At 68.7% G+C, this 25,817-nt stretch carries 24 protein-coding genes; 12 read left to right on the forward strand and 12 right to left on the reverse strand.

All coding sequences use genetic code 11. The features are described 5' to 3' along the window. The first annotated feature begins 6 nt into the window (after positions 1 to 6). The 4 genes from ACRSBM_RS09760 to ACRSBM_RS09775 all read left to right on the forward strand — a co-directional run bounded on the left by ACRSBM_RS09760 (position 7) and on the right by ACRSBM_RS09775 (position 2,733). The gene (locus ACRSBM_RS09760) at positions 7 to 1,200 is read left to right on the forward strand and encodes a phosphoglycerate kinase (RefSeq protein ID WP_434442118.1); all 1,194 of its coding nucleotides are present in this window, start codon (positions 7 to 9) and stop codon (positions 1,198 to 1,200) included. Further along, on the forward strand, positions 1,200 to 1,988 hold the full coding sequence (gene tpiA, locus ACRSBM_RS09765) for a triose-phosphate isomerase (RefSeq protein WP_434442121.1): 789 nt from the start codon (positions 1,200 to 1,202) through the stop codon (positions 1,986 to 1,988). The genes ACRSBM_RS09760 and tpiA overlap by 1 nt, the downstream gene beginning before the upstream one ends. Before the next feature lie 94 nt (positions 1,989 to 2,082). Then, the gene (secG, locus tag ACRSBM_RS09770) at positions 2,083 to 2,322 is read left to right on the forward strand and encodes a preprotein translocase subunit SecG (RefSeq protein WP_030478109.1); all 240 of its coding nucleotides are present in this window, start codon (positions 2,083 to 2,085) and stop codon (positions 2,320 to 2,322) included. Between the two features lie 66 nt (positions 2,323 to 2,388). After that, positions 2,389 to 2,733: an RNA polymerase-binding protein RbpA gene (locus ACRSBM_RS09775; protein ID WP_089912928.1), complete on the forward strand. Its 345-nt coding sequence runs from the start codon at positions 2,389 to 2,391 to the stop codon at positions 2,731 to 2,733. 77 nt (positions 2,734 to 2,810) lie between these two features. On the opposite strand, the gene ACRSBM_RS09780 is transcribed toward ACRSBM_RS09775, so the two are convergent. After that, positions 2,811 to 3,155: a carboxypeptidase-like regulatory domain-containing protein gene (locus ACRSBM_RS09780; protein WP_434442124.1), complete on the reverse strand. Its 345-nt coding sequence runs from the start codon at positions 3,153 to 3,155 to the stop codon at positions 2,811 to 2,813. Between ACRSBM_RS09780 and ACRSBM_RS09785 the strand changes: the two genes are divergently transcribed. The 3 genes from ACRSBM_RS09785 to ACRSBM_RS09795 all read left to right on the forward strand — a co-directional run bounded on the left by ACRSBM_RS09785 (position 3,139) and on the right by ACRSBM_RS09795 (position 6,092). Further along, positions 3,139 to 3,423, forward strand: coding sequence for a hypothetical protein (locus ACRSBM_RS09785; RefSeq protein ID WP_434442126.1), 285 nt, complete (start codon positions 3,139 to 3,141; stop codon positions 3,421 to 3,423). The genes ACRSBM_RS09780 and ACRSBM_RS09785 overlap by 17 nt on opposite strands. Before the next feature lie 348 nt (positions 3,424 to 3,771). Beyond that, positions 3,772 to 4,485 (forward strand): hypothetical protein, encoded by a 714-nt coding sequence (locus ACRSBM_RS09790; RefSeq protein WP_434442129.1) that lies wholly within the window; start codon positions 3,772 to 3,774, stop codon positions 4,483 to 4,485. Further along, positions 4,482 to 6,092 (forward strand): serine/threonine-protein kinase, encoded by a 1,611-nt coding sequence (locus ACRSBM_RS09795; RefSeq protein WP_434442132.1) that lies wholly within the window; start codon positions 4,482 to 4,484, stop codon positions 6,090 to 6,092. The genes ACRSBM_RS09790 and ACRSBM_RS09795 overlap by 4 nt, the downstream gene beginning before the upstream one ends. Here the strand turns inward: ACRSBM_RS09795 and ACRSBM_RS09800 are convergent. Beyond that, positions 6,079 to 6,699 carry a TetR/AcrR family transcriptional regulator gene (locus tag ACRSBM_RS09800; RefSeq protein WP_434442135.1) on the reverse strand — a complete coding sequence of 207 codons (621 nt, stop codon included), beginning with the start codon at positions 6,697 to 6,699 and terminating at the stop codon, positions 6,079 to 6,081. The genes ACRSBM_RS09795 and ACRSBM_RS09800 overlap by 14 nt on opposite strands. A 38-nt stretch (positions 6,700 to 6,737) precedes the next feature. On the opposite strand from ACRSBM_RS09800, the gene ACRSBM_RS09805 reads away from it, so the two are divergent. Further along, a complete protein-coding gene (locus ACRSBM_RS09805; protein WP_434442137.1) occupies positions 6,738 to 7,844 on the forward strand; it encodes a glycoside hydrolase family 113 in 1,107 nt (368 codons plus the stop codon). Here the strand turns inward: ACRSBM_RS09805 and ACRSBM_RS09810 are convergent. The 3 genes from ACRSBM_RS09810 to ACRSBM_RS09820 form a co-directional block, all read right to left on the reverse strand. Next, positions 7,831 to 9,087: a sensor histidine kinase gene (locus ACRSBM_RS09810; protein WP_434442139.1), complete on the reverse strand. Its 1,257-nt coding sequence runs from the start codon at positions 9,085 to 9,087 to the stop codon at positions 7,831 to 7,833. The two genes, ACRSBM_RS09805 and ACRSBM_RS09810, sit on opposite strands and share 14 nt — an antisense overlap. Before the next feature lie 130 nt (positions 9,088 to 9,217). After that, complete coding sequence (locus tag ACRSBM_RS09815) at positions 9,218 to 9,847, reverse strand: DUF4360 domain-containing protein (RefSeq protein ID WP_434442141.1); 630 nt, start codon at positions 9,845 to 9,847, stop codon at positions 9,218 to 9,220. Positions 9,848 to 9,923: 76 nt separating this feature from the next. Beyond that, a complete protein-coding gene (locus ACRSBM_RS09820) occupies positions 9,924 to 10,550 on the reverse strand; it encodes a DUF4360 domain-containing protein (protein ID WP_434442144.1) in 627 nt (208 codons plus the stop codon). Between the two features lie 194 nt (positions 10,551 to 10,744). Here ACRSBM_RS09820 and ACRSBM_RS09825 point away from each other — a divergent pair, with 194 nt between their 5' ends. Further along, positions 10,745 to 11,134 carry a response regulator gene (locus ACRSBM_RS09825; protein ID WP_434442146.1) on the forward strand — a complete coding sequence of 130 codons (390 nt, stop codon included), beginning with the start codon at positions 10,745 to 10,747 and terminating at the stop codon, positions 11,132 to 11,134. Here ACRSBM_RS09825 and ACRSBM_RS09830 read toward each other — a convergent pair. Continuing rightward, positions 11,122 to 13,935 carry a substrate-binding domain-containing protein gene (locus ACRSBM_RS09830; RefSeq protein ID WP_434442148.1) on the reverse strand — a complete coding sequence of 938 codons (2,814 nt, stop codon included), beginning with the start codon at positions 13,933 to 13,935 and terminating at the stop codon, positions 11,122 to 11,124. The two genes, ACRSBM_RS09825 and ACRSBM_RS09830, sit on opposite strands and share 13 nt — an antisense overlap. Before the next feature lie 118 nt (positions 13,936 to 14,053). Here ACRSBM_RS09830 and ACRSBM_RS09835 point away from each other — a divergent pair, with 118 nt between their 5' ends. Together ACRSBM_RS09835 and ACRSBM_RS09840 are read left to right on the forward strand one after the other, a co-directional pair. Next, positions 14,054 to 15,409: a hypothetical protein gene (locus ACRSBM_RS09835; RefSeq protein WP_434442151.1), complete on the forward strand. Its 1,356-nt coding sequence runs from the start codon at positions 14,054 to 14,056 to the stop codon at positions 15,407 to 15,409. Positions 15,410 to 15,534: 125 nt separating this feature from the next. Continuing rightward, on the forward strand, positions 15,535 to 16,425 hold the full coding sequence (locus ACRSBM_RS09840) for a M48 family metalloprotease (RefSeq protein ID WP_434442154.1): 891 nt from the start codon (positions 15,535 to 15,537) through the stop codon (positions 16,423 to 16,425). 48 nt (positions 16,426 to 16,473) lie between these two features. Here the strand turns inward: ACRSBM_RS09840 and pgl are convergent, their stop codons facing one another. The 6 genes from pgl to tkt are packed head-to-tail and all read right to left on the reverse strand — an operon-like array spanning position 16,474 to position 24,612. Further along, positions 16,474 to 17,253 carry a 6-phosphogluconolactonase gene (pgl, locus tag ACRSBM_RS09845; protein WP_434442157.1) on the reverse strand — a complete coding sequence of 260 codons (780 nt, stop codon included), beginning with the start codon at positions 17,251 to 17,253 and terminating at the stop codon, positions 16,474 to 16,476. Beyond that, complete coding sequence (opcA, locus tag ACRSBM_RS09850) at positions 17,250 to 18,266, reverse strand: glucose-6-phosphate dehydrogenase assembly protein OpcA (RefSeq protein ID WP_434442160.1); 1,017 nt, start codon at positions 18,264 to 18,266, stop codon at positions 17,250 to 17,252. The genes pgl and opcA overlap by 4 nt, the downstream gene beginning before the upstream one ends. Further along, a complete protein-coding gene (zwf, locus tag ACRSBM_RS09855; RefSeq protein ID WP_434442163.1) occupies positions 18,263 to 19,804 on the reverse strand; it encodes a glucose-6-phosphate dehydrogenase in 1,542 nt (513 codons plus the stop codon). Before zwf ends, opcA begins: the two co-directional genes overlap by 4 nt. Next, the gene (locus ACRSBM_RS09860; RefSeq protein WP_434442166.1) at positions 19,801 to 21,387 is read right to left on the reverse strand and encodes a glucose-6-phosphate isomerase; all 1,587 of its coding nucleotides are present in this window, start codon (positions 21,385 to 21,387) and stop codon (positions 19,801 to 19,803) included. Before ACRSBM_RS09860 ends, zwf begins: the two co-directional genes overlap by 4 nt. A 25-nt stretch (positions 21,388 to 21,412) precedes the next feature. After that, positions 21,413 to 22,525 carry a transaldolase gene (tal, locus tag ACRSBM_RS09865; RefSeq protein ID WP_434442168.1) on the reverse strand — a complete coding sequence of 371 codons (1,113 nt, stop codon included), beginning with the start codon at positions 22,523 to 22,525 and terminating at the stop codon, positions 21,413 to 21,415. Next, positions 22,522 to 24,612 (reverse strand): transketolase, encoded by a 2,091-nt coding sequence (gene tkt / locus ACRSBM_RS09870; protein WP_434442171.1) that lies wholly within the window; start codon positions 24,610 to 24,612, stop codon positions 22,522 to 22,524. Before tkt ends, tal begins: the two co-directional genes overlap by 4 nt. A gap of 252 nt (positions 24,613 to 24,864) precedes the next feature. Here tkt and ACRSBM_RS09875 point away from each other — a divergent pair, with 252 nt between their 5' ends. Beyond that, positions 24,865 to 25,797, forward strand: a complete 933-nt coding sequence (locus tag ACRSBM_RS09875; protein WP_434442174.1) for a heme o synthase — start codon at positions 24,865 to 24,867, stop codon at positions 25,795 to 25,797. Positions 25,798 to 25,817 lie beyond the last annotated feature (20 nt).

The raw sequence follows: 25,817 nt of genomic DNA on the forward strand, positions 1-25,817 counted from the left end.
AGAGCGTTGAAGACTCTCAGCGACCTGCTCGCCGAGGGTGTCGCAGGTCGGCGCGTCCTGGTGCGCGCCGACCTGAACGTCCCCCTGGATGGCGACAAGATCACCGACGACGGCCGTGTGCGCGCGTCGGTGCCGACGATCAAGGCTCTCGCCGACGCGGGCGCCCGCGTGATCGTCACCGCTCACCTCGGCCGCCCCAAGGGCGAGCCGGACCCCAAGTTCTCCCTGGCCCCGGCCGCCGCTCGCCTCGGTGAGCTGCTCGGCACCGAGGTCGCGCTCGCGAGCGACCTGGTCGGCCCGTCCGCCACGTCCGTGGTCGGCGCGCAGACCGACGGTGGCGTCGTGATGCTGGAGAACGCCCGCTTCGACGCCCGCGAGACCTCGAAGGACGACGCGGAGCGCGCCTCGCTGGCCGAGGAGCTGGCGTCGTTCGCGGACGCGTTCGTGTCCGACGGCTTCGGTGTCGTGCACCGCAAGCAGGCCTCGGTCTACGACGTGGCGCAGAAGCTGCCCGCGTACGTCGGTGGCCTCGTCGAGGCCGAGCTCAAGGTCCTCAAGAAGCTCACCGACGACCTGGAGCGCCCGTACGTCGTGGTGCTCGGCGGCGCGAAGGTGTCCGACAAGCTCGGCGTCATCGCGAACCTGCTGTCCAAGGTCGACCGGCTGCTCATCGGCGGCGGCATGGCGTACACGTTCCTCAAGGCCCAGGGCCACGAGGTCGGCACGTCGCTGCTGCAGGAGGACCAGCTCGACCAGGTCCGCGGCTTCCTCACGGAGGCCGAGAAGCGCGGCGTCGAGCTCGTGCTGCCGGTCGACGTGCTGGTCACCGCCGAGTTCGGCAACACCGAGCACGACGTCGTGGGCACCGACTCGATCCCCGCCGACAAGATGGGCCTCGACATCGGCCCGAAGTCGCGTGAGCTGTTCGCCTCGAAGCTCGCCGACGCCAGGACCGTGTTCTGGAACGGCCCGATGGGCGTCTTCGAGATCGAGACCTACGCCGGTGGCACCCGTGCCGTCGCGGAGGCACTGGTCAAGTCCGAGGCGTTCACCGTCGTCGGTGGCGGCGACTCGGCTGCCGCGGTGCGTGCGCTGGGCCTGCCCGAGGACGGTTTCTCGCACATCTCCACTGGCGGCGGCGCCTCCCTCGAATTCCTCGAGGGCAAGGAACTCCCCGGCATCAGCGTTTTGGAGTCCTGATGGCAGCCCGGCTCCCGCTCATCGCGGGCAACTGGAAGATGAACCTCAACCACCTCGAAGCGATCGGCCTCGTGCAGAAGATCGCCTTCTCCCTGCCGGAGAAGTACTTCGCCAAGGTCGAGGTGGCCGTTCTTCCCCCGTTCGTCGACATCCGCAGCATCCAGACGCTGGTCGACGGCGACAAGCTGCTGATCAAGTACGGCGCTCAGGACATCTCGCAGCACGACTCCGGTGCCTACACCGGTGAGGTGTCCGGCCCGATGATCAAGAAGCTCGGCTGCCACTACGTGGTCGTCGGCCACTCCGAGCGGCGCGAGTACCACGGCGAGACGGACGCCATCGTCAACGCCAAGATCAAGGCGGCGCTGAAGGTCGAGGTCACCCCGATCTTCTGCTTCGGTGAGAAGCTGGACGTCCGCGAGGCCAAGGGTCACCTGGAGCTCGTGAAGGAACAGCTCGAAGCCGGCCTCAAGGGCTTCACCGCCGAGCAGGTCGCCAAGATCGTCTTCGCGTACGAGCCGGTGTGGGCCATCGGCACCGGCCGCACCGCGTCCTCGGCCGACGCGCAGGAGGTGTGCTCGCTGGTCCGCTCGTTCGTGGCGGAGAAGTACGGCGAGGAGACCGCGGCCGTCGTCCGGGTGCTCTACGGCGGTTCGGTGAAGTCGTCGAACATCGGCGAGCTCATCGGGCAGAAGGACATCGACGGCGCTCTCGTCGGCGGTGCCAGCCTTCAGGCCGACGAATTCACCAAGCTGTGCGCATTGGCTGCCGGCGGGCCTCTACCCTAAGTTGATCTGGCTAAACCCATAACCCCACTGGTTGCACACGTTCGGCAGTCGAACAGGTACTCTATGGCGTCGGCTGCCTGACAGCGAGGAAGAAATGATCCTGTTCCTGCAGATCCTGTTGATCGTCTCCAGCGTGCTGCTGGTGCTGTTGGTGCTGTTGCACCGCGGCCGTGGTGGCGGCCTTTCTTCGCTGTTCGGCGGCGGCATGCAGTCGAGTCTGTCCGGTTCCTCCGTTGTCGAGAAGAACCTCGACCGCCTGACGCTGTTCGTCGGCGCGATCTGGGTCATCGCCATCGTGGGCATCGGGCTGCTGATCAAGCTCCCCGGAGCCTGATCAACCGTTCAGCGGCAGAAGCCCTCAGGGGCTTGGGGTAACCACTTGGTGGGGGTGTAACGGTCGATGTCCGGTGGTAACGCGATTCGCGGTACCCGCGTCGGCGCAGGCCCGATGGGCGAATCGGAGCGCGGCGAGTCCGCGCCCCGTCGTCGGGTGTCGTACTGGTGCGCGAACGGTCACGAGTCCCGGCCTTCCTTCGCGGTCGACGCGGACGTTCCGGAGAACTGGGACTGCCCGCGCTGCGGCCTGCCGGCAGGCCGTGACGAGCAGACGCCACCCGCGCCTCCGCGCAACGAGCCGTACAAGACGCACCTTGCGTACGTGAAGGAGCGGCGCTCCGACGCGGACGGCGAGGCGATCCTCGAAGAGGCTCTCGCCAAGCTGCGCCGCCAGCGCGAAGAGCCGTAAGCTCGAAGATCAACGTGAATGGGTCCCCCGGCACAGTCGAGGGGACCCATTCACGTTTCCGTCTGCAGCGCGTGCGGCTAGCGGCGGAGGCCGGAGAACTGGCGGCGCAGCATCGCGGCACCGACCAGGAGGAAGAACAGCAGCACCACGAGCGTGCTGGTCGTGCCGCCCGACGAACTAGACAGCGTCACGTCGACGTTGCCCACGAGCACGATGCCGCACTCCGCGCGCACCTTGTGGCGGCCGGGCTCGATGTTCGCGAACTTCACCGGCGACCGGAACTCGCCGTTCTCGTCGGCCGTGGTCTGGCCGACGTGCTGGCCCAGCGACTTCAGCGTCACGTTCGCGCCCTTGGGGCAGCCCGTGCCGGTCGCGGTCAGGTCGTCGCCGGGCTGGATGTTCTCCTTGTCGAGGACCAGCACGCCGTCACCGGGGTCGGACGGCTCGCTGGACGACGACGGTTCCGAGGACGACGGCGGCGTGTCCGTGGTCGTGGTGGTGGTCGTCGTCGGGGGAGTCGTGGTGGTCGTGACGATCGGCGGACGAGTCGTCACGGGCGGGTTGGTCACCGGCGGGTTCGTGACCGGGGGATTGGTGGTGACGGGCGGGCGCGTCGTCGTGGTGACCGGAGTCACGGTGAACTGGTTGCGAGCGAGGCGCTGGCAGTCGTCGCTGGCGGTGAAGGTGTAGGTGCCTTGCTTCGATCCGGCGGGGATGGTCGCGGTGACCGAACCGTTAGCCGCCCAAGGCGCGGTGGCCAGTACGCTTCCCGCCCAGTTGATGCGCACTGTGCCCTTGCACCTGTAGAAGCCTGACCAGGTGAAAGTGGTGCTTGAGCCCGCCGGGCCGCTGTTCGGGGTCGCGGTCACTGCCACCTGCTGCTGGGCCGCGGCCGGTGTGGTGACCAGCACCGTAACACCGGCCGCCAAAGCCACGAGTAAGCCTAAAGACCGCATTCCCTCTCCCCGGATCAGAACCTAAGGTGCGCTAGTGAGACGTCGCATGGCCGGTGCAGGTTTACTGCTGTGGTGCGGAATTATGCTGCTCCCGTCAACGGCGGCCGCACAGGACGGCTCGGTGATCCTCGAGGCCGATGTGGACGGTAGGCCGGTTGGAGTAGGGAATCTCGTTCTCGACCCGGCGGAGACCGCCAAGGTCTCCATCACGGTGCGCAACAACTCGAACACCGTCCAGCGCGTCAAGACCGTGCGGATCAGCGGCACCGCGCTGGCGTTGACCTTCTTCGCTTACGACACAACGGTTCCGTTCGATGTGCCGGCGAATTCCTCGGAGACCCGCTCGTTCCCGCTGGAGCCCACCGACCTCGGCGCGCAGGCGATCGGGCTGCTTCCGGTGACCGTCGAGGTCGTCGACGTCCAGCGGGAGACCATCGCGTCGGTGGAGACGACCGGCGACATCAGGGGTTCGCTCTGGTCGGTGTACGGGGCGTTCGGGTTGGGTGTGCTGGTGTTGACGGGGTTGTCGTGGGCGGGGGCGTTGATCGCGCTCGCGAGGCGTCGTCTGCCCGCGAACCGGTGGCAGCGGGCGATGCGGTTCCTGCCCGCCGGGATCGGGACCGGGTTGATCGCGGTGATCTCGTTGTCGGTGCTGCGGTTGGTGGCGCCGTCGCCGACGGCTGAGATCCCGTTCATCGTGGGCGCCGCGGCGGCCGCGTTTGTTCTTGGCTATGTGACACCGCATCCGGGTGGGCAGCAACCGTCCGAAATGGATACCGTGAGGATTCAACGGTGACTCTGTCCACTGTGGTCGCCGCTCTGCCGCAGTACGCCGTCGGCGAGCAGATCGGCGAGGGCGGCATGGGTGTCGTCTACGGCGGCGTGCACCGGCAGCTGGGCCGGCCGGTGGCGATCAAACGGCTGCCACACGCGGTCGCGGAAGACCCGCGGATGAGTGAGCGCTTCGAGCACGAGGCGCGGTTGCTGGCCCGGCTCGACCACCCGCACATCGTTCCCGTCTACGACTACGTCCGGCAGCAGGGCGAGCACCTGCTGGTGATGGAACGCCTCGACGGCGGCACGGTCTGGTCGCGGTTCGCGGGCGACGGACTCACCGCGCAGCAGTCGTGCGGGCTCGTGCTGGCGGCGCTGTCCGGGCTGCACGCCGCGCACGAGGCGGGCGTGCTGCACCTCGACGTGAAGCCCAAGAACCTGCTCTTCACCTCGGCCGGCGTGGTGAAGGTGGCGGACTTCGGCATCTCCCAGGTGGTGTCGGAGGGTGCGACGCTCGTGACGCACGGCGGCGCGGTGCTCGGCACGCCCGCGTACATCGCGCCGGAGCAGGCGATGGGCAACCCGCTGTCGCCCGCAGCCGACGTCTACGCGACCGGCACGATGCTCTACGAACTGCTGTGCGGCGACCTGCCGTTCGAACGCGGCGGCGGCCCGATCGCGATGATCCAGAAGCGGGTGTTCCAGGAGCCGCGGCCGTTGCCGAACGTGCCGGAACCCCTTGCGGGCGTGGTCATGCGCAGCATCGCGCGCGACCCGGACGCGCGCTACCGCAACGCCGAGACGTTCGCGATCGACCTGGCGGGCGCGGCGGCCCACCTGTTCGGTTCGGACTGGCTCGTGCGCCTCAACATCCCCGTGCACCTCGCACCGCAGGTGTCGTCGTCGTCCACTCGTCCGTCGTTGCGGCCCGTTCCTGAGCGCGAGACGGTCACGCTCACCCAGCAACCGATCCGCGCCACGCTGGTCGACCCGGTTCCCGCCGCACGGTTGAGCGGCAGCAGCCCGCTCGTGCCGGCCGCGCAGGTGATCAAGCCGCCGTCGACGCCCTGGGCGCTGTGGCTGGTGGCCGCGTTGTCGTTGCTGGCGTTGGTGATCGTGCCGTTCGTGGCGACCGGGAGTCCGCCGGGGGTCGTCGTCACGCAGGACCTGGCCGATCCGGTGAAGGCCGAGGGCACCCACCTCGTCGTGACGGCGGCGGGGATCCCACTTGCGGACGTGCCGCAGCCCGGGCCGGACGGCTTCGTGCTGCCGGGAGCGGCGCGGTGGATCGTCGGTGGCGTCGTGACGGCCCAGGTGGACGACCAGCCGCCGTTCCTGCTGCGCTCCAGCCAGTCGCCGTGGCTGAGTCTCATGGGCACCGGATCGGTGTTGCTGCTGCTCTTCGCCCTCGCGTACCTGGAGTCGAACCTGCGGGCGTTGCGCCGGCGCCAGACCGGGATGGCGGCGGTGATCGCCTCGGTGCCGCTCGGCCTCGGGCTCGGCCTGGCCGTGTGGCTGCTGGTGTCCGTGCTGCTGGAGCACGAGCCGGCGATGTCGGTCGCGCTCACCTGCGGTGTGCTCGGCGCGGCGGCGGCTCTGAGCGCGTCGCTCGCCTCTAAGCGCGCCTGACCGCGAACTCGAACAGGTCCGCGAGCTCCCTCGCGTACTCGGCGACGTCGGTGCCCGGCCGGGCCATCAGCTCGGCCGGCGCCGCCTCCATCGCGGCGATGACCGACACCGCGATCACCCGTGGCGAGAACTCCCGCAGCTCGCCTGCCTCCTGACCCTCGCGGAACATGTCCTCCAACTCGGTCAACGTGCGCGCGTTCTGTTCCTCCGACCACGTCCGTGCGGCTTCCGCGTCCCGCGCGGCGGCCGCGATCTGCGCGATCGCGATCAGCTCGGCAGGGTGCTCCGCGCAGTAGTGCACGAAGCCCTCGACGAGGGACCGCAGCGCCGTGACGTAGCCGTCGGCGTTCTCGGTGCGTTCGGTCAACGCCTGGTCCATCGAGTCGTGCACGGTCAGCATGACCTGCTTCATCAGTTCCTCGCGCTTGGCGAAGTGGTACGTGATGAGCCCCGGGCTGATGCCCGCACGCCGTGCGATCTGCACGAACGACGCCTTCGCGTATCCGATCTCGGCGATCGTCGCGATGGTGGCGGCCACGATCTGGCCGCGCCGGGCGTCCTCGATGAAGCTGCGCTTCTGGTCGCCCGACCGATTTTCTGGTTGCATGACTAGTAGCCTAGTCGCGTAACTAGTCAGGGGGAACGATGATCAGCCGAAAGGTGTTCTTGAAGTCCGTCGCGGGTGCAGCCGTGCTGGCGGGGATGAGTGGAGGCGTGGCCTCGGCGGCGCCGAAGAAACGTGGCGGCGTCTGCTACGACACCGGCGTGCTGCACGCCGTCGGGGACCCGTTGAGCCGCGTGCGCTGGAGCCGCCGGCAGCTGGAACGGGAGATCGGCCTGATCGCGTCCGGCCTGCGTTGCCCGTCGATCACGGCGTTCGGCACCGACCTCGGCCGCCTCGCCGAGACCACGGACGCGGCGTTGCGCCACGGCATGCAGGTCTTCGTGCAGCCGAGGCTCTACGACCACCCGCAGGACGAGATCCTCGACCACATGGCGGAGGCCGCGCGGACGGCCGAGCGGAAGCGGAGCGGCGACAACGTCAAGTTCGTCACCGGCTGCGAGCACTTCCTGTTCACGCCCGGCATCATCCCCGGCGACACGTTCCTCGACCGGATCGCGCACATCCCGGAGATCCCGGAGCAGGAGTGGCCGGCGATCATCCGGCGTTTCCGCGAGTTCATGGCGCGGGCCGTCGAGGTCACCCGCCGCGAGTTCCGGGGCCGCATCACCTACGGAGCGGCCGCGGACGCCGACGCGGAGTGGAACGACTGGTCGTTGTTCGACGTCGTCGGCCTCGACTACTACTCGCACTTCGAAACCGACGCCGAGTACGCAGCTGACCTGGACAAATACCGGCGCTGGGGCAAGCCGCTGATGATCCTCGAGTACGGCTGCTGCACCTTCACCGGTGCCGCGAAGGCCGGTGGGATGGGCTGGGACATCGTCGACTGGGAGGCGACGCCACCGGTGATCAAACCGGGCTTCGAGCGGAACGAACGCGAGCAGGCCGACCACGTCGCCCGCATGCTGCGCGTGTTCGCCTCGCAGCCCGACGTCGAGGGCTCGCACCTGTACTCGGTCATCTCACCGGACTCGCCGCACCACCCGACGTGGCGCGATCGCGACTACGACATGGCCTCGTACAGCTTGCTCCGCACGATCCGTGAGCGGTTCGACGACGACAACTCGCCGTACCGCCTGGAACCCAAGAAGTCGTTCCACGCCTTCCAGCGCTTCAATCGGAGATGACGCGTTCCCTCGGGAACGACGCCGTCACCAGGAAGCCGCCGTCCTCGGTCGGCCCCGCCGAGAACTCGCCGCCGAGCAACGTGGCGCGCTCGCGCAGGCCGACCAGGCCGTGACCTCCGCTGGGCAGCGACGACGACGGGCTGGACGTTGCGGTGTTCCGCACCTCGACCAGCACGTTGTCGTCGTACTGCGCGTCGATGAACACGGTCGCGCTCGCGCCCACGGCGTGCTTGCGGATGTTGGTCAGGGCCTCCTGCACCGTCCGGTAGACGGCGCCGGACACCGGTGCGGAGAGTTCCTCGACCGGACCCTTGAGCTGGACGGTGACCTCGAAGCCCGCGCCGGCCGCCAGGTTGGACAGCTCGCCGACACCAGGCTGGTTGTCATCCGTGGTGCGTAGGACGGACACGAGCTGACGAAGCTCGTCGAGAGTGCGCGTCGACAACGTGCGGATGGTGCCGGCGACCTGCTTGTGCTCGGCGTCGGCGACGGCCATGCGCAGCGCACCCGCCTGCATGGCGATCAGGCTGACCTGATGCGACACCACGTCGTGCATCTCGCGGGCGAGCTTTGCCCGTTCGTCCGCACGGATGGCGTGCGCGTGCAGCACACGTTCTCTCTCGCGTGACTCGGCGAGTTCGGAGATGCGGTCCGACAGCTCCTGCCGGGCGTGGACGAGCAGACCGATCGCGATCGGCAGGCCGGCGACGAGGAAGCCGTAGATGGCGGAGTGGAAGTGGCCCGACGCGGGACGTTCGATCAGTTCCGCGAAGGGCCAGGCGACGAACCGGCAGAGCCACACCAGCGCGGCCGCGAGGCCCGTCTGCCAGCCACCGATGTAGCGGCGGGCGACCGTGTACAGGGCGATCATCGCGGCGAGCTGCGACCAGCCGACGAAGAAGCCGGGAATGGTCAGCACGAGCGTGAGGAACGGGAACCGGCGGCGCAGCACCAGCGCGCCGACCGCGAGCCAGCTGAGCCACAGCTGGTAGTTCTCGATCGGCGGGAGGTCCGTGATCGGGTCGGCCTCGAGCCACAGCCAGAACAGCCAGACGTCGAGCACGGCGAAGAAGATCAACGCCAGATCGGCGAGGATCTGACGGTAGTCACCACTCAGCGGCCAGCGCGAGCCGGCCGCGGTCTCCGCCGACCGCCTGGCCGGGAGCAGCGTCGTGGTCAGGATCCGACCTCCCCTGTGAACCTTCCGGCCCTCACCGTACTGCGCGTATGCCGCGGATGGCATTGGTTGCCCCTCACCCCGACCTGGCCCGTCATGGGGTAAGACGACCTCACACGCGAATCTGTACGGCTCTCGGCTCACATATGTGCTACCGCACACGCTCGTGCGAGCGCGTGCGGTAGTCACAGCACTACTAAGGGCACGTTTTCCAGCTGAACCGGTACGTCGTGTCGATGGCACCGTCGGTCGAGTCCATCGACACGAAACTCGTCGTCGTGGCCGTGTTGGACGAGCCGGGGTAGACCCGGAGCTCCGTGTTGATGTTGAAGTTGCGCTTCTCGCCGCACGGCGAGTAGACGATCGCGGCGACCTCCGTCGTGTCCGTGGCCTGCCAGTCGTCGCTGTGCGGGCCGTTGTACCGGTGCTGAGCTGTTTCGTTCTGCGACATGCCCTGGAAGTAGTAGTTGGCCTTCTGGATGGCGTAGGCACCGCGTTCCAGGTGGGCGAAGCCTCTGTAGTCGGCCTGGGCGATGCCGTAGGTGAAGCCCTGCGGCACGTTGACCCGCAGGTTGAGCTGGCAGTTCTTCCGGAAGTCGGTCGGACGGGCCCCGACGCCGACCTGGGCCAGATAGTCGCTGTAGGTGACGGTGAAGGCCTTGTTGTCCTCGGACACCGCCACGGCCGCCGTGCCCGCCGGGCAGCCCGAGCCGTTGACCGTGACGATGTCGATGGTGATGTGGTCGGGCGGCGGCGTCTCGTTGGGCGCGCCGGGCGGAACGACGATGGACGAGGCCAGCAGGGCAGCGGCAACCGCGTTGAGCATGGGTGCACCTTTCCGATGCTTCTCGCAGGGTGGAGCGGCGGCGGTGGCAATCGGGTGGCGGCGGCCTTTGGTGGAATCAGCAGCGCTTCCACGAGAAGTGGTAGAGCGTGCGCACTTCTCCGCGCGTGTAGTCCATCGTCATGAAACTGTTTGTATTGGCATCCGAAGAGCCCTTGTCAACGCGCAGGGAGCTGTTGACGTTGAGATTCTTCTTCTCGCCGCACGGTGCGTAGACGATGTCCGCGAACTCGGTTCGATGGGTGATCGACCAGTTGTCGTCGAACGGCCCCGGGAAGGTGTGCTTCCACGTGTTGGTGGCCGTTTGACCCTGGAAGTAGTAATTGACGTACTGGTAGCCCGTCGAGCCGCGTTCGAGGTGCCCGTAGCCCGCGTAGGTCGCCTCGGCGATGCCGTACGTGAAGCCCTGAGGAGTGTTGATCTGCAGGTTGAGCTGGCAGTTCTTCCGGAAGTCGGTCGCCGGAGCACCCTTGCCCGCCTGGGCGAGGTAGTCGCTGTAGATCACCCAGAACGAGGTGTTGTCCGGCGAGACGATCACTTCCGCGGTGCCTTGCTTGCACCCGGATCCGTTCACCGTCACCACGTCGATCGTCACCCGGTCCGAAGGAATCGTCTCGGCGTGCGCGGGTGCGGACGACAATGTGAACAGCACGGCCAGGGCGGCTGCTGCCGTCGCTTTACGCATGAAGTTGGCCTTTCCTGGTGCCTCTTTCTCAGCGTGGAGCGGCAGCGGTGCCGCGAAGGTTAGCGCAGACCCTCAACCAATGGTGTGATCCAAATGGCCCATGTCATCCTGATGGAGCAGTTCGTGAAGAATTCCCGAAAACAGCCGCCGACCTGGTGCTGAAGGGACGAATAGTTTCCGGCATACTTGCCCGCATGTCGCAAGCTGGGCTGGTGCTCGTGGTCGAGGACGAGGACCCCGTGCGGAGGTACACCGTGAGCCTGCTCGAGGAGCTGGGCTTCGAAGTGCTGCAGGCCAGCGACGGCGGCGAGGCGATCGCGGTCCTGCGGGAGCGGTCCGCCGAGATCCACGCGATGCTGCTCGACCACAGCATGCCGGGCCTGTCCGGCGAAGAGGTGCTGGTCCGGCTGCGGCACGAGGGCCTGACCGTGCCGGTGGTGCTGACCAGCGGTTACGACCGCGCGTCGCTGGAACGCCGGTTCGCCGGGCACGAGATCTCCGGCTACCTGCAGAAGCCGTTCCGGCTGGAGACGCTCGACGAGACGATCCGCGGCGTGCTCGCCCGGAACGCTCAGGCGTCCTGAACCAGGGCCTTCCGCACGCGTTCGAGCAGTTCCGACTCCACGTACGGCTTGGTGATCAGCGCCTCGTCGCCGAGGATCTCGTCGGTCGTGTACCCGGACATGTAGATCACGGCGGGCGCCGCACCGGTCGAGCGCAGCAGCCGGACGAGCTCGGGTCCGCCCATCTTCGGCATCACGACGTCGGTGAGCACGAGGTCGATCGTGCTGCGGTGCGCGGTCGCGAGTTGCAGCGCCTCCTGCCCGTCACCCGCCTCGATCACGGCGTACCCGGCCGTCTCCAGCGAGCGCCGGGTCATGATCCGTACCTGCGCGTCGTCCTCCACGAGCAACACGGTGCCCACGCCCCGGTGCGTGACGGTGCGGCGCGCGCACGGTGCTTCGGGCGTGCCGTCGCGGTCGTGCGGCACGGGCAGATAGACCTCAACGGTCGTGCCGGCACCTGGTGAGCTGATCAGCTCGATCTGCCCGCCGGACTGCTGCACGATGCCGAACACCGTGGACAAGCCGAGTCCGGTGCCCTTGCCGACCGGTTTGGTCGTGAAGTACGGCTCGAAGACCTGCGCCTGCACGTCCGGCGCCATGCCCGAACCGGTGTCCTGGACGCGCAGCACGACATACCGGCCCGGCCGCACGCCGACGATCCGGCCGGTGTCGCCGGAGCCGAGCGCGGTGTCCTCGATGGACACCTTCAGCGTGCCGCCGTTCGGCATCGCGTCGCGGGAGTTGACCGCGAGGTTGAACAGGATCTGCTCGACCTGGCCCGCGTCCGCCCACACCCGTGCGACGTTCTCCGGCAGACGCATCTCCAACTCGATGTGGTCGCCGACGAGCGTGCGCAACATCGAGTGCACCTTGGTGAGATTGTCCTTGAGGTCCAACGACTCCGGGTGCAGGACCTGCTGGCGGGTGAACGCGAGCAGCTGGCGCGTGAGGTTCGCGGCCCGTTCACCCGCGTGCCTGATGTCCTCGATCGCCGTGCGCCGCGGATCGTCCTGCAGGGTGCGGCGCAGCAGCATCTCGCTGTTGCCGTTCACGACCGTGAGGATGTTGTTGAAGTCGTGCGCGATGCCACCGGTCAGCCTGCCGATGGCCTCCATCTTCTGCGCGTGCCGCAGTTGCGCTTCCGTCTCGCCGACGCGTTCTTCCAACCGTGCGCGCGCATCCTTCAGTTCCTGCATCAGCCTGATGCCGCGTAGCGCGCTGCTGAGCTGCTGCTGCACGGCCTCGTAGATCCAGCCGGGTTCGGGACCCTCCTCGAAGATCGCGTACCCGAGGTGGTCCTCGTCGGTGTAGAGCGGGGTGATCAGCGCGCTGAACGGCTCGTCGCGCCGGAAGCGGTACGGCGTCAGGTGGATGGCGGGGAACGGCGTCTCTGGCGGCGACTTGAGTTCGTTGCTCTCGTAGCGGATGAGCACGCGCGCCGTGCCGGGGGTGTCGTACGCCATGACATGACACCCAGGGATGTTGAGGCGGGGGAGCTCCTCGGTGAGCGCGTTCGTCAGCTCGTCCACGTCCCGTGACGCGATAAGCCGTTGCCCTGCTTCACGCACAGTCTGGTCGTGACGCTCTTGCGACAGGTACTTGAAGCGCGCGTCCGTGGCGAACGCATCGCCGACAAGCAACTGCACGCGCAACCACAGGTCGTTGATGATCGTCGCGTCGCTGATCCGTGCCGTCACGAACCGATGCAGATCGAACAGCGGTGGCCACCATCGCGCCGGTTCGACCCCGGCGCGCGCGCTCGAACGGAGGTACTCGGCCAGCAACTCCAGGAACTCCGCGCCCTCGACCTCACCGCGGCCCGCCGCCATCAGCTCGACGACCAGCTGCTCCGCCCACCCGTCCGGCAGCGTGGCGGAGGGCGGCCCGAGCGAGTCACGCAGGTGGTCGGCCACCGTCGCGGCGGTCGCGGACTCGTTGATGGTCAACCGGCCGTGCGCGGGCGCGTGGTCGCCCAGCCCGGACGGCAGGCAACCGCACGACCCCCGCACGACCAGTTCGGTCGGCATCATCTGGCGTTGCCGCGTGGGTTCGCCCCTGACCAGCGCCACCGCCAGTTCCGCTGCCCGGAAGCCCATCTCGCGGAACGGCGACTCGACTGTCGTGAGGTCGTGCGTGCGAACGTTCGTGTGGTTGCCGTATCCGACGACGGCGACTTCTTCGGGCGTGCGGAAACCCAGCTCCTCCAACGCCGACACGACCCCGATCGCGAAGTCGTCGTTCGCGGTGGCGATGGCGTCCGGCGGCTCGTCGACCCGCGCGATCATCTTGCGCACCGCGTCGGCCGCACTGCTCGGTTCCCAGCCGGGCATCATGACGAGCGCCGGATCGAGCGGGATCCCGTGGGCGCGCAACGAGTCCACGTAACCCTGGAACCGCTCCTGGGAGCCCGCATGCGTGTACGGACCCCTGATGAACGCGATCCTGCGTTTGCCGTGCACCTCGATGAGGTGATCAACGGCCTGTTTCATGCCATCCCGGTTGTCTGCCAAGATGGTCGGCCACTGCGCGAGAGGCGTCTCCACACTCACGATCGGCATCGGCGCGTACCACTTCAGGTACTCCTGCATGCCCTCGGAGCCGATGAGCTGCCCCACGCGCGCGGTCCACACAACGAGCGCATCGATACGATTCGGCGAAATGAGGTCATAGACCGTGTTCGCCCGTCGCTTGTGCGGATCCGGATGGTCCAGTTCACTGCCCACGAAACACACGAGGTCGCACCCGAGGTGCCGGGCACCGTCACTGACACCACGCCACTGCTCGCCCGCGAGCTCGATGAGCGGGCCAGCGGTGATCATCCCGATGGTGGGACGTCGCCTCGGACTGCCGTTCGCCACAGAACCCCCGCTACTCAACGCGATTCGGGATGATACGCGTTGTCGCGGGGAATGCCTGCCCGTGTTGCCAGGGGGAGTGGTGAACGCTGTTCTGCTGGGCCTGGCGTCGAACCCCGCGCTGCCGGGCCGGTTGCTGGACCGGCTGGTCGTCTTCCCGGAGCTGGGTTTCGAACTGGCCTCTCGCGCGGACCTGTCCACCGGCCACGTGCACGCGTTGCTCTCGCACGGCGACCCGTCGGTCGTGCACCAGTTGCTGTCGACACACCGAGTCCGGCCGGCGGACGTGCCTCTGACGACCGAGCCCGTCGCGCTGGCACTGACCGGCCACCCCGGCGCCGACCCGGCGGTGGCCCGCGTGCTCGCCTTCCACCCGGATCCCGCGATCCGCCGCCAGTTGCCGGAAAGGGCGCACCACCTGCCCGCCGACGTGATCGAGCGCCTCGCCGGGGACGACGACCCGGAGGTGGTCGCCGAACTGGTCACCTTCCACGCGCTGCCTCCCGCACTGGCGCTGGCGGTGAGCCGTCACCCGGCTGCCGGGGTGCGCCACGCGGTGGCCGCCAGCCCGCACACACCCGCCCCGGTGCTGGTCGCGCTGAGCGCGGACGATTCCCTGGCCCGCGAACTCGCCTCGAACCCCGCGACCCCGCCTCTGGTCGCGGCAGACCTGCTGCGCCACCACGCGTCCCGCTACTTCCTCGCCTCGCGCACCGACCTGCCCGTGGAGGTGTACGAACGGCTCGCGTCCGAGATCGAGCCTGGCATCCTGTCGGAGCTCGCCGCGAACCCCGCGGTCCCGGCCGCGGTACTGCGCCACCTCACCGGAACCCGCGCGCTGCTCCGCAACCCGGCGATCCCGCTGGACCTGCTGGTGGAACTGGCCCCGGCCGCGCGCATCGGCACCGAGGTCGTGCCGCGTGTCGCCGCCGCTTCCGCCGCCGAACTGCGGACGCTGGCGGGATCTCCGGTGACGCAGGTGCGGATGATGGTGGCCGCACGCGCCGATCTGCCGCTGGACCTGGTCCAAAGCCTTGTCCTGGATGACGATCCCGGTGTGGCCGCAGCGGTCGTGACGAACCCGTTGGTCTCCGTCACGCAGCTCTGGGAGCTGGTGTCGCGGCACGGGGCACGGTTGTACCCGCGGGTCGCGCGGAATCCCTCGTGTCCGCCGGAGTTGTTGCACCACATGGCTTTGGCGGTGTCATCGGCGGAACAGACATATCGGGCGATCGCCCGGCACCCGGCGGCTCGGGGCGAGACGTTGTCGCTGTGCCTGGAGGACGCCCAGGCCCGGCACCTCGCCGCCGCTCATCCGCACCTGCCGGTGGAGACGATCGTGGAGTTCCTGGGGAGTGAGTTCACGGCCGGGCCGGCGGCGGCGAACCCGTCGTTGCCGGTGGCCGTGATGGAGGATCTGCTCAACTCCACCACTTGATCAGGTTCGTCTGCCGGCCTCGTATCCGTTGGCCGCGTGGACTCCCGCGCACACTGGGCGGTACGGGCGAATCGGCTGGACACAAACGGCACGCGCTGGAACGCTCGGACATCGGGGTGATAACCGTGCGCACATCCCGAAGGCGGCGCTTCGACCTGTCCGCGGTGTCCGAGCTGCTGTTCGGTGTGCCGACGGTGCTGAGCAGCCTGCTGGTGGTCACCTTGGCGGGAAGGCTGGTGGCACCGGACCGCCTGTGGCTGTTTCCGGTGGTGTGGCTGGCGTCCGGCGCTGTCGTGTTCGTCCCGGCGATGGACACGCTGCTCGCCGCCCTCGCGGCGAACCTCCGCAAGCCGACGGGCAAGGAACGCGCTGTGCTGGAGCCGTTGCTGGAGGAGGTGTGCGGCGCGGCAGGGGTCGACCCGAAGAGGTACTGGCTGCGGATCCAGAACTCCAGGGAGATCAACGCGATGGCGGTCGGCGGGCACGTCGTCGCGGTGTCGACGGCGGCGTTGCAGTTGCCCGCGCGGCAACTGGAAGCGGTGCTCGCGCACGAACTCGGACACCACCTGGCGGGCCATACCAAAGCTTCGCTGCTGCGGTGGTTCTACGAGCTGCCGGCACGGGGGCTGGTGCGGCTGATCATCCTCGTCGGGATGGGCGTTCTCCTGGCGGGCCAGGCGATCGGCACCACGTGGGCCCTCGTCACGAGCGTCGGGCTGGTCGCCGCCCTCGCCGTCGTCGCGGTCGTGGCGAGCCCGTGGTTGTTGCTGGTGCCGGTGATCGCGCCGCTGCTGGCGTGGGCGAGCCGGCGCGGAGAGCTGCACGCGGACCGGGTCGCGGCCGAACTCGGGTACGGGCCGGTGCTGCTGGAGGTCCTGCGGAGGTGGATCAAAGAGGGGCACGACGACATCCGTGCCAGGGCGCCGATGCGAGCGCGGATGCTGGCCTCGCACCCGTCGTGCGCGCGGCGGATCAGCGAACTGAGCCGCAAAAGGCCCCCAGGGCGTGTCCCGTGAGTCCGTTCGGGGACTTGCGGGACACGCCCAGGCCGAAGTGTGACGCGCTCAGGCCAGTGGTGGCGTGAACAGGGCCGGAACCTTCGCCGCGGCGGCCGTGTCCAGCAGCCACAACGTCCGGCGTTGCCCGGTCGCCCCGGCGGCTGGCAGCTGCACCTCGCCCGCGCCGGTCAGCGCCATGGCCACCGCGGCGGCCTTGGACTCACCGGTCGTCATCAGCCAGACCTCCTGCGCGCGCCGCACCGACGACAACGTCAGCGAGACACGGGTCGGAGGCGGCTTCGGGCAGTTGCGGACGGCGACGACGGTCCGTTCCTTCTCGTACACGGCAGGAGAAGCGGGGAAGACCGACGCCACGTGGCCCTCCTCGCCGACGCCCAGCAGGCACACGTCGAACGACGGCACGTCGCTGTGGTCCTCCGGCCTGGCAAGGGAAGCGAGCACGTCGGCGTAGGCCGCGGCGGCCGCTTCCGGGTCGTCGCCGAACCTGCCGTCCGAAGGCTCCATCACGTGCACGCGCGCCGGGTCCACCGGGACGTGGTCCAGCAGCGCCGCACGGGCCTGCGTCTCGTTGCGGTCCGGGTGACCGGACGGCAGGAAGCGCTCGTCGCCCCAGAACAGGTCGACGCGGGACCAGTCCACGGCGTCCCGCGCACCGTTGCGGTTCAGGTGTTCCAGCACGGCGGTGCCGGTGCGGCCGCCGGTCAGCACGACCGACGCGTAGCCGCGTGCGGTCTGGGCGTCGACCATCCGGGTCACCAGGCGGGCCGCCGCGGCGGCGGCCAGCAGGTCGCCGTCGCGGTGGACCACTACTTGCGCATTGCTCACGAACCGGCCTTCGCCTTCGACTTCTTGGGAGCGGCCGCGCCGTTGGAGGATTCCGGCGCCGCGGCGGGAGCCTCTTCCTTCGGGGACGGCGTGCGGCCCTTCGCGACCTTCGACAGCGACCGCAGCGCCGCCGCGTAGACCTCGTCCGGGTCGAGCCGGCGCAGTTCCTCGGCGAGGCAGTCCCGCACCGAACGGCGCTGCAGCGCGACCCTCCGCTCCGGCTGGCCCGGCTGCGACAGCGTGCCGACCTTGCCGTCCGGGCGCAGCAGGTCGACGTCACCGGACGGGCGGACGAGCCGCACCTCCACGATGCCTTCGCCCGAGGTCGCCTTGAAACGCTTGGCCGGAACCTTCAACCGGTCCGTCAGCCACGCGGCGAGCAGGTCGGTGGACGGCGAGTCGGCCTCACCGGTCACGTCCGCTTCCACGACCTTCTCGTACGGCGGCAGGTCCAGCGACGAGGCGAGCATGGCGCGCCACAACGTCAGCCGCGTCCACGCCAGGTCCGTGTCACCCGGCGCGTAGTGCGCCCGGCGCGCCTCCAGGGCCTTGATCGGGTTCTTCTCGGCGGCGGCGTCGGTGATGCGGCGCTGCGCGAGCTGACCGATCGGGTCCTTCGACGGCGACACCGGCGCCTCGAACGGCCACCACGCCACGACCGGGGTGTCCGGCAGCAGCAGCGGCATGACGCACGAGGCGCCTTCCTTGGCCAGCTCGCCGTACAGCCGGAGAACCACGACCTCGGACGCACCCGCGTCGCCACCGACGCGGATCTGCGCGTCCAGGCGAGGAGCCGCCTGACGAGCGCCGCGGGCCACGACGATCACGCGGCACGGGTGTTCGCGCGAGGCGTCGTTGGCCGCGTCGATCGCGGCGTCGGTGCGCTGGCCGTCCTCGGTCACGATGACCAGGGTCAGCACGCGACCGAGGGTCGTGGCACCGCCTTCGTCACGCAGGCGAACCAGCCGCGAGTTGATCTGGGAGGTGGTGGTCGAGGGCAGGTCGATGATCACGGACGCCTCCAGTGCCTTCCGGTCCTGGCGGTCATCGCGTCCGCCGACGGCGGGCCCCAGGTTCCAGCCTTGTACTTCTCGAGCGCCGGCTCGTCCTTGCGCGCCCAGAAGTCGAGGATCGGGTCGAGGATCTCCCAGGAGAGCTCGACCTCGTCGTTCTTCGGGAACAGCGACGGCTCCCCGAGCAGCACGTCGAGCAGCAGCCGCTCGTAGGCCTCCGGCGACGACTCGGTGAACGAGTGGCCGTAGCCGAAGTCCATCGTGACGTCACGGACCTCCATCGTGTTGCCCGGCACCTTCGAGCCGAACCGGATCGTCACGCCCTCGTCCGGCTGAACCCGGACCACCAGGGCGTTCTGGCCCAGCTCCTCGGTCGCGGTGTCGTCGAACGGCAGGTGCGGCGCCCGCTTGAACACGACGGCCACCTCGGTGACGCGCCGGCCCAGGCGCTTGCCGGTGCGCAGGTAGAACGGCACCCCGGCCCAGCGGCGGGTGTTGACCTCGCAGGTGATCGCGCCGAACGTCTCGGTCTTCGACTCGGGCGAGAAACCGCCCTCCTCCAGCAGACCCGGGACCTTCTGGCCGCCCTGCCAGCCACCGGTGTACTGGCCGCGCGAGGTGGTCTCCTCGAACGGCTCCGCCGGACGCGTCGCCGAGAGGATCTTCACCTTCTCCGCCCGCAGGTCGGCCGGCTTGAAGGAGACGGGCTCCTCCATCGCGATCAGCGCGAGCAGCTGCAGCAGGTGGTTCTGGATGACGTCGCGCGTCGCGCCGATGCCGTCGTAGTAGCCGGCGCGGCCACCGAGACCGATGTCCTCGGCCATGGTGATCTGCACATGGTCGACGTAGTTCGAGTTCCAGATGGGTTCGTACAGCTGGTTCGCGAACCGCAGCGCCAGGATGTTCTGCACGGTCTCCTTGCCGAGGTAGTGGTCGATGCGGAACACCGACTCCTCGGGGAAGACCTCGTTGACCGTGCGGTTCAGTTCCTTGGCGGACTTCAGGTCGTGGCCGAACGGCTTCTCGATGACGACGCGGCGCCACTGGTCGGCCTGCGACTGCGCCAGGCCTGCGCGCTTGAGCTGGTTGATCACCGTCGGGAACGCGCCCGGCGGGATCGACAGGTAGAACGCGTGGTTGCCGCCCGTGCCGCGCTCGGCGTCCAGAGCGGCCAGGCACGACGCGAGGTTGTCGAACGACTGGTCGTCGTCGAACGTGCCCTGCACGAACCGGATGCCCTCGGCGAGCTGAGCCCAGACCGCCTCGTTGAACGGCGTGCGCGCGTGCTCCTTGACGGCGTCGTGCACGACCTTCATGAAGTCCTGGTCGGCCCAGTCACGGCGGGCGAAGCCGACGAGACCGAAGCCCGGCGGCAGCAGACCCCGGTTCGCGAGGTCGTAGATCGCGGGCATCAGCTTCTTGCGCGAGAGGTCACCGGTGACACCGAAGATGACCAGCGCGCTCGGGCCCGCGATGCGGGGCAGGCGCTTGTCGCGCGGATCCCGCAGCGGGTTGCGCCACTTGGCGGATGAGGTCACGAGCCGTCCTCCTGGACTGCCTCGACGAGCTGGGCCAAGCCTGAGATGCGGTCCTCGAGGTGAAGCCGCAGAACCGGCCGACCGTGCTCGGCCAGGACCTGACCGTCACCGAGCGCCTGCGCGAGCTGGAGCTGCGCCAGCGTGTAGGGACGGCCGGGCACCTCCAGGTCGTCGCCGGACTCCCCGGTGATCTGGATGAACACGCCGTTCTGGTGACCGCCCTTGTGGTACTGGCCGGTCGAGTGCAGGAAGCGCGGACCCCAGCCGAACGTGGTCTGCAGGTGCGTCCTCTTCGCGATCTCCGCGCGGAGCAGCTCGAACGACGCGTCGTCGATCCTGTCCAAGTACGCCTGAACCGAGATGTAGCCGTGCTCGGGCGCGACTTCGACGATCGCCGCCAGCGCCTCCGCGACGGTGTGGACCTCGCGCGGTGCCCAGTCCGTGCCGTGACCCTCGACCGGACCGTCCACAAAGGACGGGATCGTGGCGGACGCCGCGGGCGCGTCCAGCAGGGCGCGGGAGGCCTTCTTCGCGGCCTCGACGTCGGGCTGGTCGAACGGGTTGATGCCGAGCACCCGGCCGACGAGCGCGGTCGCGTACTCCCACAGCAGGAACTGCGCGCCCAGCTTGCCCTCGACCGCGACGTTCGCGGAACCGGTGGCCGGTCCGATCGCGACGGTGGTGGCGTCCGTCCGCGCGTCGACGAAACCGGGAGCGCCGGGTCCTTCGACGACGACCGGCAGCAGGCCGGTGCCGTTCTTGCCGGTCGACTCGGCGATCAGCTGCTCAGCCCAGTCACCGAACCCGGCGATGCCGGAACCGGTGTCGGCGAAGATGATCTTCTCGGCACCGTTCGCGTGCGCGGCACCGAAGATCGCGGCCAGCTGGACCGCCGGGTTGTCGGCGGAGTCCTGCGACACGACCTTCGCGACCTCGGCCGCGTCGTCGAGCAGCGACTCGACGTCGGCGCCCGCGAGGTAGGACGGCACCAGGCCGAACGCGGTCAGCGCCGAGTACCGGCCGCCGACGTTCGGGTCGGCCAGGAACACCTTGCGGTAGCCCGCTTCCTCGGACGCGGACTGCAGTGGCGAGCCGGGGTCGGTGACCACCACGATGCGCGACGGGGCGTCGATGCCCGCGTCGGCGAAAGCCTTCTCGAAGATGCGCCGGTGGCTGTCGGTCTCGACGGTGCCACCGGACTTGGACGACACCACGATCACCGTGCGCTCGAGGTCACCGGCGAGTGCGTCGGCGACCTGGGCGGGATCGGTGGTGTCCAGCACGACCAGCGGAACGCCCTGCGTCCGCGTGATCACCTCGGGGGCCAGCGACGAGCCGCCCATACCGGCGAGCACGACGCGGTCCACGCCCTCGGCGTGCAGGTCCTCGCGCAGGGCCTTGAGCTCCGCGAGCAGCGGACGGGACGTCTCGTGCAACGTCGTCCACGACAGGCGGATGCTCGCCTCGGACTCGGCTTCCGGCCCCCACAGGGTCGGGTCCTGCGCGGTCAGCTTGCTCGGCACCGAATCCGCGACCAGGTCAGCAGCGATCGTGCTGACCTGGTCGGCGTTCGGTGACCTCACGATTTCGACGGAGGTCACTTGGTAATCAGCCCTTCAGTTGAGCCAGTTGGTTCGTCACCGTCTCGAGCAACTCTTCCCAGGACTTCTCGAACTTGTCGACACCCTCGGTCTCCAGGACCTTGAACACGTCCTGCAGGTCGATGCCCGCGGCGGCGAGCTGGTCGAACACCTCCTGGCCCTGGGCGGCGCGTCCGGTGACCGTGTCACCACTGATCTTGCCCGCGTCCGCGACGGCGTGCAGCGTCTTCTCCGGCATCGTGTTCACGACGTCGGCGACGACGAGCTGGTCGACGTAGAGGGTGGGGGAGTAGCTCGGGTCCTTCACGCCGGTCGACGCCCACAGCGGGCGCTGCGCGTTCGCGCCGTCCGCCTTGAGCGCGTCCCAGCGCGCACCCTGGAAGGTCTTCTCGAACGCGCCGTAGGCGATCCACGCGTTGGCGAGAGCGGCCTTGCCCCGCAACGCCTTCGCCTCGTCCGTGCCGATCTTGTCCAGCCGCTTGTCGATCTCGGTGTCCACGCGGGACACGAAGAACGACGCGACGGAGTGGATCGAGCGCAGGTCGTGGCCGTTCGCCTTGGCCTGCTCGAGGCCCGCGAGGTAGGCGTCCATGACCTTCTCGTACCGCTCGACCGAGAAGATCAGCGTGACGTTGACCGAGATGCCCTCGGCGATCGTCTTCGTGATCGCCGGCAGGCCCGCCTCGGTGGCCGGGATCTTCACCAGCAGGTTCGGCCGGTCCACGGTCTTCCACAGGTCCTGCGCCTCGGCCACGGTCTTGTCCGTGTCGAACGCCAGGCGCGGGTCGACCTCGATGGAGACGCGGCCGTCCACACCGTTGGTGGAGTTGTAAATGTCGCGGAACTTGTCACATGCGTTGCGCACGTCCGTCGTGGTGACCTCGCGGATGGTCGCCTCGGTGTCGGCACCCCGGTTCGCGAGCTCGCGGACCTGCTCGTCGTAGGACTCGCCCTTCGACAGCGCGCCGGCGAAGATCGTCGGGTTCGTCGTGACACCGACGACGTTCCACTCGCGGATCAGCTCGTCGAGGTTGCCGCTGGTGAGGCGCTCGCGGGACAGGTCGTCCAGCCAGATCGAGACACCGGCGCCGGACAGTGCTTCCAGTTGCGGCTTGCTCACTTGTTACCCCTCACTCGGTCAAGGGAACGGCGGGCGGCGGCGACGACGTTCTCCGTCGTGAAGCCGAACTCCTTGAACAGAACCTGGTAGTCGGCCGAGGCACCGAAGTGCTCGATCGACACGATCTCTCCCGTGTCGCCGACGTAGCGGTACCACGGCAGCGCGATACCGGCTTCCACCGCGACGCGCGCCTTGACCGACGACGGGATGACCGACTCGCGGTACTCGGCGTCCTGCTTCTCGAACCAGTCGATGGAAGGCATGGACACCACACGTACTGCAACGCCCTCGCCCTGCAGGACCTTCCCCGCCTCGGCGGCCATCTGCAGCTCGGAGCCCGTGCCGATGATCACGACCTCGGGGTTGTCGTCACCGAAGAGCACGTAGCCGCCGCGCTTCACGCCCTCCGCGGAGGTGCCCTCCAGCGTCGGGACGTTCTGGCGGGTCAGCGCGAGGCCGACCGGGCCGAGCTGCTCGATGACGGCCTTCCACGCGTACGCGGTCTCGTTGGCGTCACCGGGACGGACGACGGCGAAGTCCGGGATCGCGCGCAGGGCCGCGAGGTGCTCGATCGGCTGGTGCGTCGGGCCGTCCTCGCCCAGGCCGATGGAGTCGTGCGTCCACACGTACGTGACCGCCGCCTGCATGATCGCCGCGAGCCGCACGGACGGGCGCATGTAGTCGGAGAACACGAGGAACGTGCCACCGAACGGGCGGGTCGGGCCGTGCAGCGCGATGCCGTTGAGGATCGCGCCCATCGCGTGCTCGCGGACACCGAAGTGCAGCACGCGGCCGTACGGGTCGGCCTTCCACATGCCCGTGGAGATCTCCTCCGGGCCGAACGACTTGGCGCCCTTGATGGTCGTCAGGTTCGACTCGGCGAGGTCGGCGGAACCGCCCCACAGCTCGGGCAGGTGCTTGGCCAGCGCGTTGATGACCTCACCGGAGGCCTTGCGGGTCGGCACGCCCTTCGCGTCCACCGGGTACACCGGCAGGTCGGCCGCCCAGCCCTCGGGCAGCTCGCGGGACACCAGGCGGTCGAGCAGCGCCTTGTTCTCCGGGTTGGCCGCCGCCCACTCGTCGAACGAGGACTGCCACTGCGCCTTGGCGTGCTCGCCGCGCTTGACGACCTCGCGGGCGTGTGCCAGGACCTCGTCGGCGACCTCGAACGTCTGCTCGGGGTCGAAGCCGAGGATCTTCTTGGTGGCCTTGACCTCGTCGACGCCCAGCGCGGCACCGTGCGCGGCACCGGTGTTCTGCTTGTTCGGCGCCGGGTAGCCGATGATCGTGCGCAGCAGGATGAACGACGGCTTGTCGGTGACGGCCTTGGCCTTCTCGACGGCCTCGAGGATGCCCTTGACGTTCTCGCCGGACTCGACGACCTGGACGTGCCAGCCGTAGGCCTCGTAGCGCGCCGCGGTGTCCTCGGACAGCGCGATCGTCGTGTCGTCCTCGATGGAGATCTTGTTGTCGTCGTAGAAGACGACCAGGTTGCCCAGCTGCTGCGTGCCGGCCAGCGACGACGCCTCGGAGGTGACGCCCTCCTCGATGTCACCGTCGGACGCGATCACGTAGATGTGGTGGTCGAACGGGCTCTGGCCCTGCGCGGCGTCCGGGTCGAAGAGACCGCGCTCGCGGCGGGCGGCCATGGCCATGCCGACGGCGGAGGCGAGACCGGAGCCCAGCGGGCCCGTGGTGATCTCGACGCCCCTGGTGTGGCCGTGCTCGGGGTGACCTGGCGTCTTCGAGCCCCACTTGCGCAGGTGCTTGAGGTCGTCGAGCTCCAGGCCGTAGCCCGACAGGAACAGCTGGATGTACAGCGTCAGGCTGGAGTGCCCGGCGGAGAGCACGAACCGGTCGCGGCCGATCCAGTCCGCGTCCGCGGGGTCGTGCCGCATGATGCGCTGGAACAGCGTGTACGCGAGCGGGGCAAGGCTCATCGCGGTACCGGGATGGCCGTTGCCGACGTTCTGCACGGCGTCCGCCGCGAGCACGCGCGCGGTGTCCACGGCGCGCTTGTCGAGCTCGGTCCAGTCGTCCGGCAGATCGGCCTTGGTGAGCCGGGTGATGTCGTCGGTGACGGTCACGGACTTACAGCTCCAAACTTGTCGCTAGGGCGGGTGGCCGGTCTCTTCGGAATCGATCCCGAAGAGCCTGACCCGCGTCTCTCCCACGTCCTCCGGCCAGCCTAGTCCCGAGAGATTCAGATGTTGCTCTGAAAGGTCTCAGGCGGGTGTGTGCCGGGGCACACCAGCACCCGAACGGGCTGTGAATTCTTTGCGCGGTTACCATCAGTCGCTGGTTTTCACACCTGTTTCGACACGAGGAGCGTTCACCCGATGAGTGCCGACAGTCTCGTCGCCGAGGCTCCCTCCAGGTCGCCTCGCCAGGTTGTCGGTGCCTACGTGGCGCTCACCAAGCCGCGGGTCATCGAGCTCCTGCTGATCACCACGATCCCCGCGATGCTGCTGGCCCAGCACGGCCTGCCGCCGCTGTGGCTGATCGCCTGCACGCTCACCGGCGGCACCCTCGCCGCGGGGTCGGCAAATGCCCTCAACTGCTTCGTCGACGCCGACATCGACTCGGTCATGAAGCGGACCGCGTCCCGCCCGCTCGCGCACAACGCGATTCCCCCGCGCAACGCCCTGATCTTCGGCGTCGTGCTCGGCGTCTTCTCGTTCGCGTTCCTGTGGATCTTCGTCAACCTGATGTCCGCCGCGTTCGCGGTCGCGACGATCCTCTTCTACATCTTCGTCTACACGCTGGTCCTCAAGCGCCGCACCTCGCAGAACATCATCTGGGGCGGCATGGCGGGCTGCATGCCGGTGATCATCGGCTGGAGCGCGGTGACGGGCACCGTCGAGTGGCCCGCCCTGGTCATGTTCGGCGTCATCTTCTTCTGGACGCCGCCGCACACCTGGGCCCTCGCGATGAAGTTCAAGGAGGACTACGCCCGCGCAGGCGTGCCGATGCTGCCCGTGGTGGCGACAGCGCAGCAGGTGACGCGGCAGATCGTGATCTACAGCTGGATCACCGTCGTCTGCACGCTCGCCCTCGCCCCCGTCACCTCGTGGATCTACGTGACCGTGGCGGCGCTGTCCGGCGTGTGGTTCGCCGTCTTCGCGCACAAGCTGCACAACGTCGTGCGCCGCGGCGGCTCCACGAACACCATGAAGTTCTTCCACATGTCGAACCTCTACCTGATGCTCGTGTTCTGCGGTCTCGCCGTGGACGCCGTGGTCGGGTTGCCGGTGCTGGGCTGGCCGTTCTAGCTGCACCTCCAGGCGTACGG

Origin of the sequence: Lentzea xerophila (assembly GCF_051094245.1) — a bacterium.
GTDB lineage: Bacteria > Actinomycetota > Actinomycetes > Mycobacteriales > Pseudonocardiaceae > Lentzea > Lentzea xerophila.